The sequence below is a fragment of the Stenotrophomonas sp. ZAC14D2_NAIMI4_6 genome, from assembly GCF_003086875.1.
Lineage (GTDB): Bacteria > Pseudomonadota > Gammaproteobacteria > Xanthomonadales > Xanthomonadaceae > Stenotrophomonas.
This window is the reverse complement of record NZ_CP025996.1, coordinates 1,780,597-1,796,851: the sequence shown is the minus strand read 5'-3', so window position 1 is coordinate 1,796,851 and position 16,255 is coordinate 1,780,597. Positions and strand designations below refer to the sequence as shown.

Genomic DNA, 16,255 nt, shown 5'->3' with positions numbered 1-16,255 from the left:
AAAAGGGGGAGACCGCCCCACTACGACCGGTCTCCCCCCACCACTACACACGGTGTTGCCGCCATTGGCGGTAGTCGAGCAAGCTCGACGCTACGCAGCGGTGGCCGCGGTTTTGTCGAGGCCGCGGGCGCGGCGGATCAGGCGTACGGCGGCGTTGCGCAGGTCGTCCAGCAGGGCGTAGATCGTGGGCAGGAACAGCAGGCTGACCACGGTGGAGAACGCCAGGCCGCCGGCAATCGCGCGCGCCATCGGGGCGTATTCCGGTCCATCGCCGAACATCTGCGTGTTGGTCAGCGAGATCGGCACCATCGCCAGGATCGCCGTGCCCATGGTCATCATGATCGGGCGCAGGCGCTCGCGTGAGCCTTCCACCAATGCCTGGGTGCGGCCCATGCCGCCACGCCGCAGGTTGTTGATGTGTTCGATCATCACGATGCCGTTGTTCACCACCACGCCCATCAGCACCAGGATGCCGATGAAGGACATGATGCCGAACGAGGTGCCGGTGATCCAGAACAGCCAGAACACGCCGAAGATCGAGAACAGCACGCCGCTCATGATCGCCGCCGGGAACAGCAGCGATTCAAACACCGCGGCCATCACCACGTAGATCATCACCAGCGCGATGAGCAGGTTGAACACCATCTGCTGCATGGCTTCATCGTCGTTGCCGTAGTCGCCGCCGTCGAAGCTGTAGCCATAGCCGGCCGGGAAGTTCATCGGCTTGAGCACGGCCTCGATCGCCTTGCGGCCATCGGGTGCGGTGATCTTCTCGGCCAGGTTGGCCTTGATGGTGAGCGTGGTCTGGCGGTTGGTGCGGCCGATCTGGGTGGCCGACGAACCCACATCCACGCTGACCAGGCTCAACAGCGGCACGCTGCGGCCATCGCCGGTGCGCACGCTGAAGCCGGCCAGGTCTTCCGGGCTGCTCTGTTCAGCACCGGCGAAACGCACCCAGACCGGCACTTCGTTGTCGCCACGCCGGAACTCGCGCATGGGTGCGCCACGCAGGGCCAGGCCGACGAAGCTGGCCACCTGTTCGGCGTTGAAGCCGAAGGCCGCGGCACGTTCGCGGTCGACGTGGACCTTCAGCTCGCCACCCTTCTCGCCGTTGTCGATGCGCACGTCGCGCAGCTCACTGCGCTGTGCCAGCAACGGCAGCACTTCCTGGCCGATCTCCTGCAGCAGGGTGCTGGAATCACCCACCAGCTGCACCTGCACGCCCTGGTTGCCACCGCCGCCGCCATCGCCGCCCTGGTTGCCGACGAAGTAATCGGTACGAGCGGATTTGGGCAGCCCCTTGCGGATCTCTTCCTGCAGCGCCTTGATGTCCTTGGCGTGCTTCTCGTCCAGGGTGACCACGGTGGAGCTGCCTTCCTGTTCGCTGTACCAGGAATACACCTGCTGCACGTGCAGGCGCTCGCGGTTCTCTTCGATCCAGGCTTCCACGCGGCCCACTTCCTCGGACATCTGCCGGTAGGTATACGCGCCCTTCCACATGTAGCCGATGAAGATGTCCTTGCCACCCTCGCCGCCAAACATGTCCACCTTGGTCAGCTTCATCGGCACCAGGCTGACCAGCACCACCAGCACGATGCCCAGCAGGCTCCAGCCACGGTGGCGCAGCGACCAGTCCAGCAGCTGCGCGTAACGGTGCTGCAGGCGCGCGATCACGCCGGTCTGCGAATGCACCAGCTTGGGCGTGGCCATGCGCGCGGACAGCATGGGAATCAGGCTGACGGCCACCAGCCACGAGGCCAGCAGCGAGACCGAGATGGTGATCGCGATCTGCGCCATGAAGATGCTGATGTTGTTGGTTTCGCCAAACAGGTTGGGCACGAACACGATGCAGTGGCACAGGGTGCCGGCGCTGAGCGCGATGGCCACGTTGCGGGTGCCGATGATCGAGGCCAGCCGCGGCTGCCCGGGCATGCGCTCGCGTTCCTGGTAGATGCTTTCCACCACCACCACGGCGTTGTCCACCAGCATGCCCACCGCCAGCAGCAGGCCCATCATGGTCAGGATGTTCAGGGTGACCCCGGCGAAGTACATGAAGCCCAGGGTGATGGTGAAACAGATCGGAATGGCCAGGGTGACCATCAGCGTCGACGGCCAGTGGCGCAGGAAGAAGAACAGCACGGTGACCGACAGGATCAGGCCGACCGCACCGGCTTCGGCCAGTTCCAGCAGCGAGGACGTGACCGCCTTGCCCTGGTTGTCGATCACCTTGATCTGCACATCGCGCATGGAATCCTGCGCGCGGATCGCTTCCACTTCGGCCAGCGCCGCGCGCGAAACTTCCACCAGGTTCGCACTGCGCTCCTTGTAGATGTCCAGGCCCACCGCCGGGTTGCCGTCCAGCCGGCGGCCGTAGTTCATGCGCGCCGGCTTCAGGCGCACATCGGCGATATCGCCCAGGCGCAGGCCGGTGGCATTGATCACCAGGTCGCGCATTTCCTGCAGGTCGGTGATCTCACCCACCGGCTGCACGCGCACGCGCTGGCCGTTGTCGTCGATCTGCCCGGCCGAGATCGAGAAGTTCAGCGTGCGCAGGCGCTCGCTCAATTCGTTGATGCTCAGCCCATGGGCGTTCAGCCGGTTCGGGTCGATGGCGATCTCGACCTCGTTCGGCGGCGCGCCGGTGATGTCCACGCGGGCCACGCCGGGAATGCGTTCGATGCGCCGCTTGAACTCGCGGTCCAGCATGTCATACGCGGTGGTCAGGTCGGTGGTGCTGGCCAGGCGTACCTTCAGCACCGGCTGGTCGCTGCTGGACCACTTGAACACGTTGTAGCGCTGCAGATCGTCGGGCAGGTCGCTGCGGATCGCATCGATGCGTTCGCGCGCGTCGGACGCGGCAATGGCGATGTCGCGGTCCCAATCGCTGAACTCGATGAAGATCGACGCCGCCTCGGCGGTGGCCGACGAGCGCATGCGCTTGATGCCGGTCATGGTCGCCAGTGACTCTTCCACCGGGCGGATGATGGTGCGCTCCACCTCTTCCGGCGTGGAGCCGGTGTAGGGAATCTGCACGAACAGGAACGGCGCGGAGATATCCGGCAGCGCTTCCAGCGGCAACCGGAACGAGGCGATCAGGCCGACCACCACCAGCGACACGAAACACATGATGGTGGTGACCGGGCGACGGATGGAAAACTCGGCAACGCTCATGCCGGTTCCTCCGCGCCCGCCGCGCTGCCGGTGGCGCCGTGCAGGCCTTCACCGGCGTGCTTGCGGCCGCGTTCGCGGTAGTAGGCATCGCCGCGGCGGTCCATCAGGTCGTACACCACCGGAATGACCAGCAGGGTGAGCAGGGTGGACACCAGCAGGCCGCCGATCACGGTGATGGCCATCGGCGCGCGCACCTCGGCGCCCTCGCCCATCGCCACCGCCAGCGGCAGGAAGCCGAACAGCGTGCACAAGGTGGTCATGATGATCGGCCGCAGGCGCGAGCGTGCCCCTTCCACCAGTGCTTCGTGCTTGGCCACGCCGGCTTCGCGCAGCTGGTTCACCTTGTCGATCAGGATGATCGCGTTCTTAGTGACCAGGCCGACCAGCAGGATCAGGCCGATGAACACCACCACCGAAATGGGTTTGCCGGTCAGCATCAGCGCCAGGATCGCGCCGACCAGCGCCAGCGGAATGGTGAACAGGATGACGAACGGGTGCAGCAGCGATTCGAACTGCGAGGCCATCACCAGGTAGACCAGGAAGATGGCCAGGCCGAAGGCGAAGATGAGCGAGGTGGCGGCCTGCGCCAGCTCTTCGCCCTGCCCGCCGATATGCAGGCCCACGCCGGCACCCAGCGGCTGTTCGGCCACCATCTGCTGCACTTCGCGCATGGCCGCGCCCAGATCGATGTCGCGCAGGTTGGCCGAGACCACCGCCACGCGGGTCTGGTCGGCGCGGTGGATCTCGCTGGGGCCACTGGTGGCGATGACGTCGGCCACCGCATCCAGGGTGACCGGACGGGTGCTGCCCGGATTGACGATCAGCCGGCGGATGCTGTCCACGCTGGCGCGGTCGCCTTCCTGGGCACGCACCAGCACGTCGATCTTGCGGTCGCGGAAGCTGTAGCGCGTGGCCACGTCGCCGCGCACCTTCTTCACCACCACATCGGCGATCTGGCGGGTGGTCAGGCCCAGCGCACCGGCGCGTTCCTGGTCGAAGCGGATCTGGATTTCCGGGAAGCCCTCTTCCACGGTGGATTTGACGTCGGCGTAGTGCGCGTTGCCACGCAGCAGCGCGGCCAGGCGCTGGCCGGCCACTTCCAGGGTGGCCATGTCCTGCCCGCGCAGCTCGATTTCCAGCGGCGTGGAGAAACTGAACAAGGCCGGCCGCGCGAAGTCGACCTGCGCGCCCGGGTGCTGGCCCATGCTGTCACGCAGGCGCTCGGTGATCTCCGCTTCGGTCTTCGCGTTGCCGCCACCGGCCATCACCACGGTCAGCTTGCCGATGTTCTCACCGCTTTCGGTGGGGCTGGCATCCAGCCGGGTGCCGCTGCCGCTGACGCCGTACAGCGAGGCCACGCCCTGGCTCTGGCCATGGGCCAGCTGCAGTTCGCGCACCAGCGCATCGGTCTGCTTCAGCGGCGTGCCGGCGGGCAGCTTCACGGTCATTTCGAAGCGGTCCTGGGCCAGCTGCGGAATCAGGTCCGCGCCCAGCATCGGCACCATGGCCATGGTGGCCACGAAGGCCAGCCCGGCCAGGCCCAGCACCTTGCCCGGATGGGCCAGGGCATTGGGCAGCAGGCGCAGGTAACCGCGCTCGGCGCCGGCATAGGGCTTCATGGCGATATCGCTGGCCTTGCGCATGACCGGGCCGACCACGGCCACGATGCCGCGCCACACGCGCACCACCAGCCAGGCCAGGGCGAAGAAGCTCCAGCGCACGCTGGCCACGAACCCGCGACGGCCCAGCGCGACCGGCTTCTGCCAGCGGCTGTCCGGCCGCCACGCGTCGGCGCCGGGTTCTTCCGGGAAGGCCAGCGGCGGGCGGCCTTTCAGCGAGCTGAGCATCGGGATCAGGGTCATCGACACCAGCAGCGAAATGGCAATGGCGATGGCCACGGTCAGCGCCTGATCGCGGAACAGCTGGCCGGCAATGCCATCGACGAACACCAGCGGCAGGAACACGGCGATGGTGGTCAGGGTGGAGGCCACCACCGCCATGCTCACTTCACGGGTGCCGACGATGGCCGCCTGCAGGATGCCCAGGCCACGTTCGCGCGCCTTGGCGATGCTTTCCAGCACCACGATCGAGTCGTCCACCACCAGGCCGGTGGCCAGGGCCAGACCGCCCAGCGACATCACGTTCAAGCTCAGGCCAAGCTGGCCCATGAAGAAGAACGTGGCGATGATCGACACCGGCAGCGACAGGCTGATGACGAAGGTGGACCAGCCATCGCGCAGGAACAGGAAGATGATGAGGATGGCCAGCAGGCCACCGATCACCGCGTCCTTTTTGACATCGGCAATGGCGTGTTCGATGAAGCGCGACTGGTCCTCGATGGTGGTCAGTTCGGCGTCGGACGGGAAGGTGCTCTTGATCTGTTCCAGGCGCGTGCGCAGGGCCTGCGCGGTGGCAACGGTGTTCGCATCGCCTTCCTTGTAGATGGCCAGCTCGACCGATTCCTTGCCGCCCAGGCGGATGATCGCTTCGCGTTCCTTGTAGCCCTGGCGCACGGTGGCCACGTCTTTCAGGCGCACCGGCACACCATTGGCGACCACGCTGGAGTTGCCCGAAGAGGCACTCTGCGCGGCCGACGCAGCGGCAACGGCGGCCGCCGAGCCGGTGGACGCGGCGATGGTGAACATCTGCTGCAGGGCCGAATCGGCCGCACTGCCGTTGGACGACTGGGTGGTGACCAGCAGGTTGCGGATCTCCTCCAGATCGGCGAACTGATTGACGGTACGCACCAGGAAGCGCTGCGAGCCTTCCTCCAGGCGGCCGCCGGAGATGTTGATGTTCTCTTCCTTCAACCGCTTGATGACGGTATCGATGGGCAGGTTGAGCTGGGCCAGCTTCTGCTGGTCGATGTCGACCTGGATCTCATCTTCCAGACCGCCGCCCACCTTCACCGCGGCCACGCCGGTCACCGGTTCCAGCTTCTTCTTCAGGTCTTCGTCGGCATAGCGGCGCAGGCCGGTCAGTTCGCGGATCGCGTCTTCATCGCTGGCCGGCGCGGCCTTGGTCGACAGCACCAGGCGCATGATCGGTTCGGTGGACGGATTGAAGCGCAGCAGCACCGGCGCCTTGGCCTCCAGCGGCAGGTTCAGCGCTTCCATCTTGTCGCGCACTTCCAGGCTGGCCTGGTCCATGTTGGTGCCCCAGGCGAACTCGAGCACCACATCGCTCTGCCCGGTGCGCGAGACCGACTTCAGCTTGCGCAGGTTCTTGACCACGCCCACCGCTTCTTCCACCGGCTGGCTGATCAGGCTTTCGATTTCGGTGGGTGCCGCGCCGGTGTATTCGGTGCGCACGGTGAGCGTGGGATAGCTCAGGTCCGGCAGCAGGTTCACCTTCAGGTTGCCCAGCGCGATCAGGCCGAACAGCAGCAGGGTGACCGTGCACATGGCGATGGTGACGCGGCGGCGGGTGGCGAATTCCACCAGGCCGCCGCGCATGCCGGAGGCGGCGCCGTCGCTCGCCGGCGAGGCACCGTGGTCGTGGCCCGGGGCGGTCATTGCTGGCTCCCGGCCTTGTCTGCGGGCTTGGCCGCGGCCACCGTGGCCGGCTTGGCCTTGGCCTTGGCGTTGGGATCGGCGATGACCTGCACAGCAGTACCGTCGCGCAGTGCCACCTTGCCGGCCGTGACCACCTGGTCACCGGCGGCCAGGCCTTCGCGGATTTCCACCCACGGACCTTCGGCGTAGCCCAGCTTCACCGGTACGCGGGCGACCTTGCCGGCGCGCACGCGGAACACCGCCGGTTCGCCATCGTCCAGCAGCGACAGGCGCGGCACCACCAGTGCGTCGGCGCGCTGGTCGTAGTCGATGCGGATGCGGCCGAACATGCCCGGCTGCAGGGCGTGCGCGGCGCCATCGAAGGCACTGACCACGCGGAAGGTGCCGCTGCCCGAATCGACCACCGGTGCGATGCGGTCCACCGTGCCGGTGAAGCTCTGCCCCGGCAGCGCATCGGCCGACAGCGTGACCGGCTGGCCGGCACGCAGGGTGGCCAGTTCGCGCTCGGGCACGTTCAGCGTGGCCTCCAGCCGCGAGTTGTCGACGATGCGGAAGATGGGCGTGTTGATCTGTACGAAGTTGCCGGTCTTGATCGAGCGCGAAGCGATGACGCCGGAGATCGGCGCCACCACCGTGGTGTAGGACAGTTCCAGCGTGGCCAGGCGGTACTGGGCGCGCATGTTTTCCAGGTCGTAGCGCAGCTGGTCCACGTCGGCGGCGCTGACCATCTGCTGTCCCACCAGCTTCTGGGCGCGCTGGTAGTTGTTTTCCAGCTTGCGCAGCTGCGCTTCGCTCTGCGCCACGGCCAGGCGGGCGCGATCGGGGTCCAGCCGCACCAGCGGCTGGCCGGCGGAAACCCGCTGGCCCTCTTCCACCAGCACCGCCAGCGCCACGCCGGAGGTCTTGGCCACCACCTGCGATTCGGCGCGCGGTTCCAGCGCAGCCGTGCCGGTGTAGCTGGCGGCCACGGCACGATGGCTGGCCACGGCCACTTCCACCGGTACCGCATCGACCTTCTTCTCGTCCTTGGTTTCGGCCTTGGCCTCGTTGTTGGGCCCGGCGGCACAGCCACTCAGCAGCAGGGAGGTGGTGAGCAGCAGCGCGGCAGCACAGGTTGCGCTGCGGCGGCCCGGCAGCAAGTTGGAGTACGACATCGTCAGGTCCCTGGAAGATGCGTGGACGGGGGTGTGGACAGGTGTGCTACCAAAGTAATGCACCACTTCACGGCCACACCATATCCCAAAGGTCATGGTGCCTTCACGCCGCTGGTCGGACCGCCCCCATTTCAGCTAGATGAAACCTGCGGCTATACTCGGGACCGTTCCGTACCCCACGCCGGAACGACCAGACCCGAATCCCGGAAACGACATCATGCGCCCGCAGCCGCTCGCCGCTTGTCTCGCTCTGGCCGTCCTCCTGCCCCTTGGGGCCGCCGCACAGCCCGCTCCTGCTTCTGCACCTGCCACACCCGCACCGGCCCCGGCACCTGCCGCCACGCCGGCGCCTGCCGCGCCCAGCGGCAATTTCGACAATGGCCGGGTGCTGGCCTACACCTGCCAGGGGTGCCATGGCATCACCGGCTACAAGAACGCCTACCCCAGTTACCGGGTGCCCAAGATCGGTGGCCAGAGCCAGCAGTACCTGACCCAGGCCCTGACCGAATACCGCCAGGGCAAGCGTCGGCATCCGACGATGCAGGCGCAGTCGATGAGCTTCAGCGAACAGGAGATCGCCGATCTCGCTGTTTACCTGTCCACCGTCAAGTAAGGCCCGCCCATGTCGAAAGCCGCGCATCCCGTGCGTCACGCCATCGCCCTGTCCGTCGCCCTGCTGCTGGCCGCCTGTTCGCAGTCGCAGGTGGAAAACAGCGAAAAATCCGCCGCCGACCCTGGCCATGCCAGTGGCGAGCACGGCTCGTCATCGTCGGCCGGCCTGCCGGCCGGGCGCGAAGCCGCCGGCGAAGCCCGCGCCAAGGTGAAGGGCAAGGCCACCAACCAGAGCTGCATCGATTGCCATGGTGCCGACGGCAACGCGCCGATCGACCCGACCTACCCCAAGCTGGGCGGCCAGTACGGCGATTACCTGGCGCATGCGCTGCAGGCCTACCGCGCCGGCGACCGCGAACATGCCCTGATGACGCCGCAGGCCAAAGACCTGAGCGATCAGGACATTGCGGATCTGGCGGCGTACTTCGGCAGCCGGACCAGCCAGCTGCGGGATCTGCACGGGGTGAAATGACCCCGCCATCCACGCATGGCGTGGATCTACCGGGCACCGGCGTTGGTAGGTGCGGACCTTGGTCCGCACGAATCCCGCCATCCACGCATGGCGTGGATCGACCGGGCACCGGCGTTGGTAGGTGCGGACCTTGGTCCGCACGAACCCCAGGCGATCAGCCTTCCAGCTCTTCCCAGCGCGCGTACGCAGCGTCCAGCTCGGCCTGCACCTTGGCCAGCTGCTGGGTGTGGGCGGTCACTTCGGCGCTGCTGCGGGTGTAGAACGAGGGATCGTTCATGGCCGCAGTCAGGCCTTCCACATCGCCTTCCAGCTTTTCGATCGTCTTGGGCAGCTGCTCCAGCTCGCGCGCTTCCTTGTAGCTGAGCTTGCGCTTGGCGGCGGCCGGTTCTGCAGCGGCCGGTGCCGGAGCGACGGCCGGCGCCAGCTTGGCCACCACCGGTGCCACCGGGCTGCTGATGCTGGCCGCGTAGCGCTGCCAGTCGCTGTAACCGCCCACGTATTCGCCAATCACACCATCGCCTTCCATCACCAGCGTGGAGGTCACCACGTTGTCGATGAAATCACGGTCGTGGCTGACCAGCAGCAGCGTGCCGGTGTATTCGCCCAGCAGCTCTTCCAGCAGCTCCAGGGTTTCCACGTCCAGGTCGTTGGTCGGTTCGTCCATCACCAGCAGGTTGGACGGCTGCGCGAACAGCTTGGCCAGCAGCAGGCGGTTGCGCTCGCCGCCGGACAGGCGGGTGATCGGCGCACGCGCGCGCTCGGGGGTGAACATGAAGTCCTGCAGGTAGGCATGCACGTGCTTGCGCTTGCCATTGAATTCGAGGAAATCGCGGCCTTCGGCCACGTTCTCGATCGCGCTCCAGTCTTCGCGCAGCACCGCACGGTACTGGTCGAAGTAGGCAATCTGCAGGTTGGTGCCGGCGTTGACTTCGCCCTTGGCCGGCTGCAGCTCACCCAGCAGCAACTTCAGCAGTGTGGTCTTGCCGCTGCCGTTGGGGCCGATCAGGCCGATGCGGTCGCCGCGCAGGATGGTGGTGGTGAAGTCACGGACCATGGTGCGCTCGCCGAAGGCGAACGAAATGTCCTTGACGTCGATGACCTTCTTGCCGGAGCTGACGCCCTGGGCGGCTTCCATCTTGACGTTACCGCTGAGGTCGCGGCGCTGCGAGCGCTCGGTGCGCATCGCCTTCAGGCGGCGCACGCGGCCTTCGTCGCGGGTGCGGCGGGCCTTGATGCCCTGGCGGATCCAGACTTCTTCCTGCGCCAGCAGCTTGTCGAAGCGGGCGTTTTCCTGCGCCTGCGCGTTCAGGCGTTCCTCGCGGCGGCGCTCGTAGTTGGCCCAGTCGCCCGGCCAGCTGGTGACCTGGCCGCGGTCGATTTCGACGATGCGGGTGGCCAGCGCGCGCAGGAAGCGGCGGTCATGGGTGACGAACACCACGCTGCCGCTCCAGCCCTTCAGGAAGGCTTCGAGCCAGTCGATGGCTTCGATGTCCAGGTGGTTGGTCGGTTCGTCCAGCAGCAGCACATCCGGGCTGGACACCAGCGCGCGGGCCAGCAGCACGCGGCGCTTCATGCCGCCGGACAGGCGGCCGAATTCGGCTTCGCCGTCCAGGTCGAGCTTGGTCAGGGTTTCGCTGACGCGCTGGTCCAGGCCCCAGCCGTTGGCGGCATCGATCTTGGCCTGCACGTTGCCCAGCGCTTCGCCGTCGAATTCCTCGGCATGGCTGAGGTGGTGGAATTCGGCCAGCCACTGGCCCAGTTCGCCCAGGCCGTCGGCCACGACGTCGAACACCGAACCGGCGGCGCCATGCGGCACTTCCTGTTCCAGGCGGGTGACGCGCACGCCCTGCTGCACGCGCACTTCGCCGTCATCGGGCTTGTGGTCGCCGGACAGCAGCTTGAGCAGGGTGGATTTGCCGGCGCCGTTGCGGCCGATCAGGGCGATGCGTTCGCCCGGCTCGATCGACAGTTCGGCCTTTTCCAGCAACAACGGGCCGCCGACGCTGAAGTCGACGTTCTGCAGAGTAATCAGAGGCATCCCCATAGTGTAAGGGTTGGGGAGGTCAGCCGGAATCTCGGCGGGTAGCGTCGACGGGTAAAGTCGACTGTCAGTCGACTGCTCTCTGACGCCCGCGCTGCCCGCGATAGTCGACCAACGGTCTACGCTACCGCCCCGGCTCCGGCAGCTTGCGGCGCTCGATCGGGGCGGGGCTCAGCGTGCAGCCTTGATCTTTCTGACCTCAGGGGTCAGGGCAAAGCAGTCGTCGAATGGCTCCCCCTCCAGCGCCCAGTACTCGATCAGGGCGTGGTGCTCGTGACGATCCTGACTCAGCGCGGCGAGTACGGCGGCAATGCTGCGATCATCCGGCCTGGCACCCGCGCCAAGCAGATCATTGCTTACGTCCAGGGCCAGGGTCATCAGCGCATGCCGGACGTCCGGCGGATAGCCGCTGTCGTGATATGCCGCCAGGTACCGGTCCAACCAGGCGTCGGTCCGATACGGGTCGGGCAGTTCGTAGGCCCAGTCCTGGCTATGGCTGTCAGCGGGTGGCAGGCCCAGGTCGCGGCTGAGTCTCTCTATCGCTCGCATGATCCGTTCGGGTTGCCAATACGCGGTGGCAGGGTTGCATCCCCCAGCAACGCCTGCAACCCCGGCAGCCAATGCTTGCCGGGGTGGCGTACCAGCCACAGGGTGCGCTGCAGGGCCGGTAGCGGAGTCTCCAGCACCTGCAGGCGGCCCAGCGCCAGCGGCTCTTCCACTGCGTGGCGCGACAGGCAGGCCACCCCCAGCCCGGCGATGGCAGCCTGCTTGATGGCTTCGGTGTTGCCCAACTGCAGGGTCTGGGCGAAACAGTGCAGGTGCGGCAGCAGGGCCTGCTCCACCGCTTCGCGGGTGCCGGAACCGGGCTCGCGCAGCAGCCAGCGGGCGGCGCGCAGTTCGTCCAGCGACCAGCGCGCGGGGGCGTCTGCGGCAGCAACGATCACCAGCGGGTCCTGCTGCCACGGCGTTACCTGCAGGCCGCGCTCGTGGCACGGGCCTTCGATCAGGCCAGCGTCCACGTCCAGCCGCTGCACGGCGGCAACCACGCCGGCGCTGTTGTCGATGCGCAGGTCGACTTCGGCCTGCGGGGCCTGCCGAAGCAAGGCCGCAATGCGTGCGGGCAGCAGGTAGTTGCCGATGGTCGTGCTGGCGGCCAGCACCAGGCGCAGCGGTGCGCCCCGCCCCGGCGTGCCGCCTGCCGCCAGGTGGCGTTCCAGGTCGGCGGCGTTCGCCAACAGGGTGCGGGCCGGTTCCAGCAGTGCCCTGCCATGCCCGTTCAGCACCAGGCGACGGCCGATGCGGTCGAACAACGGCGTACCGAAGTGCGCTTCCAGCTCCTGCAGGGCCGCGCTGCTGGCCGATTGCGAGAGGGCGATCGCCTGCCCGGCGGCCGTGGTGCTGCCGTGGTCGGCAATGGCGACGAAGACCTGTAGCTGGCGCAGGGTCAGGCGCATGCGATTACCTGCTTGATAGGTAGTTTTCACCCATAGTATTCGTTTTACAGGTAGGCCGCGCGGGCGCAGGCTGAGCGCACCTCCTCCATGCCCGCCCGCCATGAACGCCCCTGCCCTGACTCCCTGGTCCCTGCCCGCTCTGCGCCAGCGCTGGCAGCCGCGCCTTCCCGGCCTGCTGCTGGTGGGTCTGCTGGCCGGGGCGTCGCTGTACCTGGCCGAGCTGCCGTGGCTGCAGGCGCATGGCCTGAGCGCGCTGACCGTGGCCATCGTGGCCGGCATCGTGGTCGGCAACACCTTTTACCCGCGACTGGCCCCCGCCAGCGCAGCCGGCGTCGGCTTTTCCAAGCATTGGCTGTTGCGCGCGGGCATCGTGCTGTACGGACTGCGCCTGACCTTCCAGGACATTGGCCAGGTGGGCGTGGCCGGCGTACTGATGGATGCGCTGGTGGTGGCCAGCACCTTCGGCCTGGCCTGTTGGCTGGGCGTGCGCGTGTTCAGGATGGAGCGCGAAGCGGCGATGCTGATCGGTGCCGGCAGCGCGATCTGCGGCGCGGCGGCGGTCATGGCCGCCGAACCCGTGGTGCGCGGGCGCGCCGCGCAGGTGACCGTGGCGGTGTCGACGGTGGTGGTGTTCGGCACGCTGGCCATGTTCTTGTACCCGGCCCTGTTTGCGCTGGCGCAGTCGCATGGCTGGCTGGCCATGGACGCGCGCCAGTACGGGCTGTTCACCGGTGCCACCGTGCACGAGGTGGCGCAGGTGGTGGCCGCCGGGCGCGCGGTGAGCGAGGCCGCCGCCGATACCGCCGTGATCACCAAGATGGTGCGGGTGATGCTGCTGGCGCCGTTCCTGGTGGGGCTGTCGCTGTGGCTGGCGCGCGGCGGCAAGGCGGCTGGTGAAGGCACGGCCCCGCGCATCGTGGTGCCGTGGTTCGCGTTCGGGTTCGTGGCGGTGGCCGGTTTCAATTCGCTGCATGTGCTGCCGGCAGGTTTGCAGGCCGGGCTGGTGCAGCTGGATACGGTGCTGCTGGCGATGGCGATGGCCGCGCTGGGCCTGACCACCCATGTGTCTGCACTGCGCCAGGCCGGGCTGAAGCCGCTGCTGCTGGCGCTGGTGCTGTTTGCGTGGCTGCTGCTGGGTGGGTTGGCGATCCACCAGGGCGTGCTGGCGGTGCGGGGCTGAGCAGGAGCGTGCCGACCAAGGTCGGCACCCGCCAGTAGCAACTGTCTTGTCAGGGGCTGCCGAGGGCCACCTCGGCGTCCCGCTTGCGGGCATTGAGGATCACCAGCATTTTGCGCATGACCGCAACGAGGGCCACCTTGCTCGCCTTACCCTTGGCGAATCCGGCGTGGGGACCCAAGCTACTTCACGGTCGCAAGACCTGGATCCACACGGTCGCCCACGCCGGGCTCTCGGCACCCAAGGTGCCAGATCGGCAAGAGATAAGATCCACGCCATGCGTGGATGACCGCCGCACCACGGGCGCTTGGCCGCAGACAGGTACAATGCGCCATGACTGACTTTTCGACCCTGCCGCTGAGCCCGGCCCTGCAGCCCGGCCTGGACGCCCTCGGCTACACCACGCTTACGCCGATCCAGGCGCAGAGCCTGCCCGCCATCCTGGACCGCCGCGATGTGATCGCACAGGCGCCGACCGGCAGCGGCAAGACCGCCGCCTTCGGCCTGGGCCTGCTGCAGGCCATCGACCCCAGCCTGATCCGCGTGCAGGCGCTGGTGCTGTGCCCGACCCGCGAACTGGCCGACCAGGTCGGCAAGCAGATCCGCAAGCTGGCCACCGGCATTCCCAACCTGAAGCTGCTGACCCTGGTCGGTGGCGTGCCGCTGGGCCCGCAGCTGGCATCGCTGGAAGGCCACGACCCGCATGTGGTGGTCGGCACGCCCGGCCGCGTGCAGGAACTGGCCCGCAAGCGCGCACTGAACCTGGGCGCGGTGCGCACGCTGGTGCTGGACGAAGCCGACCGCATGCTGGACATGGGCTTTGAAGAACCCATCCGCGAGATCGCCGGCCGCACCCACAAGGATCGCCAGAGCCTGCTGTTCTCGGCCACCTTCCCCGACAGCATCCGCGCCATCGCCCGCGACCTGCTGCGCGATGCGGTGGAAGTCACCGTGGAAGGCGCCGACCAGGCCCCGGCCATCCGCCACCTGTTCTGCGAAGTGGAACCGGCGCACCGGCAGAAGGCGCTGGCCGGCCTGCTGCTGAAGTACACGCCGGAATCGGCGGTGGTGTTCTGCAACACCCGCAAGGACGTGGACGAAGTGGCCAACTCGCTGCAGCAGTTCGGCTTCTCCGCACTCGCCCTGCATGGCGACATGGAACAGCGCGACCGCGAGGAAGTCCTGCTGCGTCTGGCCAACCGCAGTTGCAACGTGCTGGTGGCCAGTGACGTGGCCGCCCGTGGTCTGGACGTGGAAGAACTGGCGGCGGTGATCAACTACGAGCTGCCGACCGACGTGGAGAGCTACCAGCACCGCGTGGGCCGTACCGGCCGTGCCGGTGCCAGCGGTCTGGCGATCAGCCTGGTGGCAGGCCGCGAGAAGACCCGTGCCGAGGCGATCGAAGCACAGATGGGCCAGCCGCTGGATTGGCAGAAGACCCCGCTGGCGACATCGCGCCCGCCCGAGCTGCCGCAGGCGGCCATGCGCACGCTGCGCATCGATGGCGGCAAGACTGACAAGCTGCGCCCCGGCGACATCCTGGGTGCGCTGACCGGCGATGCCGGCCTGTCGGGCAAGCACATCGGCAAGATCGCGATCTTCCCCACCCGCTCGTACGTGGCCATCGCCCGCGAACAGGTGAACAAGGCGGTGGCGAAGCTGGAAGCCGGCAAGATCAAGGGCCGCCGCTTCCGCGTGCGGATGATGTGATCGGGTAGGCGCCACAGTGGTCCGGTAGGCGCCAACCTTGGTTGGCGCTCCACAGATCGCGCGAGCAGCAGTGCCAACCAAGGTTGGCACCTACCAAAGCAGATCACCGCCATCTGGTAGTTGCCAACCGGTGCCAACCGGAGCGAATCACCGCGATCTGGTAGTGGCCAACCTTGGTTGGCGCTCCACAGGTCGCTCGAGCAGCAGTGCCAACCAAGGTTGGCACCTACCAAAGCAGATCACCGCCATCTGGTAGTGGCCAACCGGTGCCAACCAGAGCGAATCACCGTGGTCTGGTAGTCGCCAACCTTGGTTGGCGCTCCACAGGTCGCGCGAGCAGCAGTGCCAACCAAGGTTGGCACCTACCAAAGCAGGCGGCACCTGCGGGATCGGGCTCCCCGCTCAGAACACCAGTTCGGTGTGCAGCGGCAGATCAGCTTCCCAGCGGCCACGGCCACCCAGGCCGTCCAGTTCCACCAGCACGCCGGCGCCGACCACGTCCACGCCCAGGCGGCGCACCAGCGACAGCGCGGCGACCAAGGTGCCGCCGGTGGCCAGCACGTCATCGATGATGGCCACGCGCGCACCGGCGTGCAGCGCATCGGCGTGCACTTCAATGCAGTCGCTGCGGTATTCCAGCGTGTATTCCTCGCGCAGCACCTTGCCCGGCAGCTTGCCCGGCTTGCGCACCGGCACGAAGCCCACGCCCAGTTCCAGCGCCATGGCCGCGCCCAGGATGAAACCGCGAGATTCGATACCGACCACCGCATCCAGCTTCTGGTCGCGCCAACGATCGGCCATGGCCGTGATCGCGCCGCGGAAGTCTTCGCCGTGCGCGAGCAGCGGCATGATGTCCTTGAACAGGATGCCGGGCTTGGGGAAATCAGCGATATCGCGCAGGCGCGAGGCCCAGGCGGGGACGGCCACGGTGGCGTCGGTCATTGCAGCT

Annotated in this window: 10 protein-coding genes and 2 pseudogenes; 4 read left to right on the top strand and 8 right to left on the bottom strand. The window is 67.4% G+C overall.

The features are described 5' to 3' along the window. Positions 1-90: 90 nt before the first annotated feature. The 3 genes and pseudogenes from C1933_RS08290 to C1933_RS08280 form a co-directional block, all read right to left on the bottom strand. Positions 91-3,171, bottom strand: coding sequence for an efflux RND transporter permease subunit (locus C1933_RS08290; protein WP_108752865.1), 3,081 nt, complete (start codon positions 3,169-3,171; stop codon positions 91-93). Further along, positions 3,168-6,620: pseudogene (locus C1933_RS08285) on the bottom strand (efflux RND transporter permease subunit); the annotation flags it as partial. The gene C1933_RS08290 and the pseudogene C1933_RS08285, both read right to left, overlap by 4 nt. 62 nt (positions 6,621-6,682) lie before the next feature. Then, positions 6,683-7,840: an efflux RND transporter periplasmic adaptor subunit gene (locus tag C1933_RS08280; RefSeq protein WP_108752864.1), complete on the bottom strand. Its 1,158-nt coding sequence runs from the start codon at positions 7,838-7,840 to the stop codon at positions 6,683-6,685. Positions 7,841-8,057: 217 nt separating this feature from the next. On the opposite strand from C1933_RS08280, the gene C1933_RS08275 reads away from it, so the two are divergent. Then, a complete protein-coding gene (locus tag C1933_RS08275; protein ID WP_108752863.1) occupies positions 8,058-8,453 on the top strand; it encodes a c-type cytochrome in 396 nt (131 codons plus the stop codon). A 9-nt stretch (positions 8,454-8,462) separates the two neighbouring features. Continuing rightward, positions 8,463-8,924 (top strand): cytochrome c, encoded by a 462-nt coding sequence (locus tag C1933_RS08270; protein WP_108752862.1) that lies wholly within the window; start codon positions 8,463-8,465, stop codon positions 8,922-8,924. Between the two features lie 154 nt (positions 8,925-9,078). Here C1933_RS08270 and C1933_RS08265 read toward each other — a convergent pair whose 3' ends face one another. The 3 genes from C1933_RS08265 to C1933_RS08255 all read right to left on the bottom strand — a co-directional run bounded on the left by C1933_RS08265 (position 9,079) and on the right by C1933_RS08255 (position 12,419). After that, complete coding sequence (locus C1933_RS08265) at positions 9,079-10,962, bottom strand: ATP-binding cassette domain-containing protein (protein WP_108752861.1); 1,884 nt, start codon at positions 10,960-10,962, stop codon at positions 9,079-9,081. A gap of 174 nt (positions 10,963-11,136) precedes the next feature. Further along, a complete protein-coding gene (locus C1933_RS08260) occupies positions 11,137-11,514 on the bottom strand; it encodes a hypothetical protein (RefSeq protein WP_108752860.1) in 378 nt (125 codons plus the stop codon). Beyond that, the gene (locus C1933_RS08255; RefSeq protein ID WP_108752859.1) at positions 11,502-12,419 is read right to left on the bottom strand and encodes a LysR family transcriptional regulator; all 918 of its coding nucleotides are present in this window, start codon (positions 12,417-12,419) and stop codon (positions 11,502-11,504) included. Before C1933_RS08255 ends, C1933_RS08260 begins: the two co-directional genes overlap by 13 nt. Positions 12,420-12,519: 100 nt before the next feature. Here C1933_RS08255 and C1933_RS08250 point away from each other — a divergent pair, with 100 nt between their 5' ends. Continuing rightward, entirely contained in the window at positions 12,520-13,599 is a 1,080-nt protein-coding gene (locus C1933_RS08250; RefSeq protein ID WP_108752858.1) for a YeiH family protein, read from the top strand. A 49-nt stretch (positions 13,600-13,648) separates the two neighbouring features. Here the strand turns inward: C1933_RS08250 and C1933_RS08245 are convergent. After that, positions 13,649-13,756 (bottom strand): annotated as a pseudogene (locus C1933_RS08245) (IS110 family transposase); the annotation flags it as partial. Between the two features lie 173 nt (positions 13,757-13,929). Between C1933_RS08245 and dbpA the strand changes: the two are divergent. Further along, complete coding sequence (gene dbpA, locus C1933_RS08240) at positions 13,930-15,306, top strand: ATP-dependent RNA helicase DbpA (protein WP_108752857.1); 1,377 nt, start codon at positions 13,930-13,932, stop codon at positions 15,304-15,306. A 402-nt stretch (positions 15,307-15,708) separates the two neighbouring features. On the opposite strand, the gene C1933_RS08235 is transcribed toward dbpA, so the two are convergent. Next, positions 15,709-16,248 carry an adenine phosphoribosyltransferase gene (locus C1933_RS08235; protein WP_108752856.1) on the bottom strand — a complete coding sequence of 180 codons (540 nt, stop codon included), beginning with the start codon at positions 16,246-16,248 and terminating at the stop codon, positions 15,709-15,711. Positions 16,249-16,255: the final 7 nt, after the last annotated feature.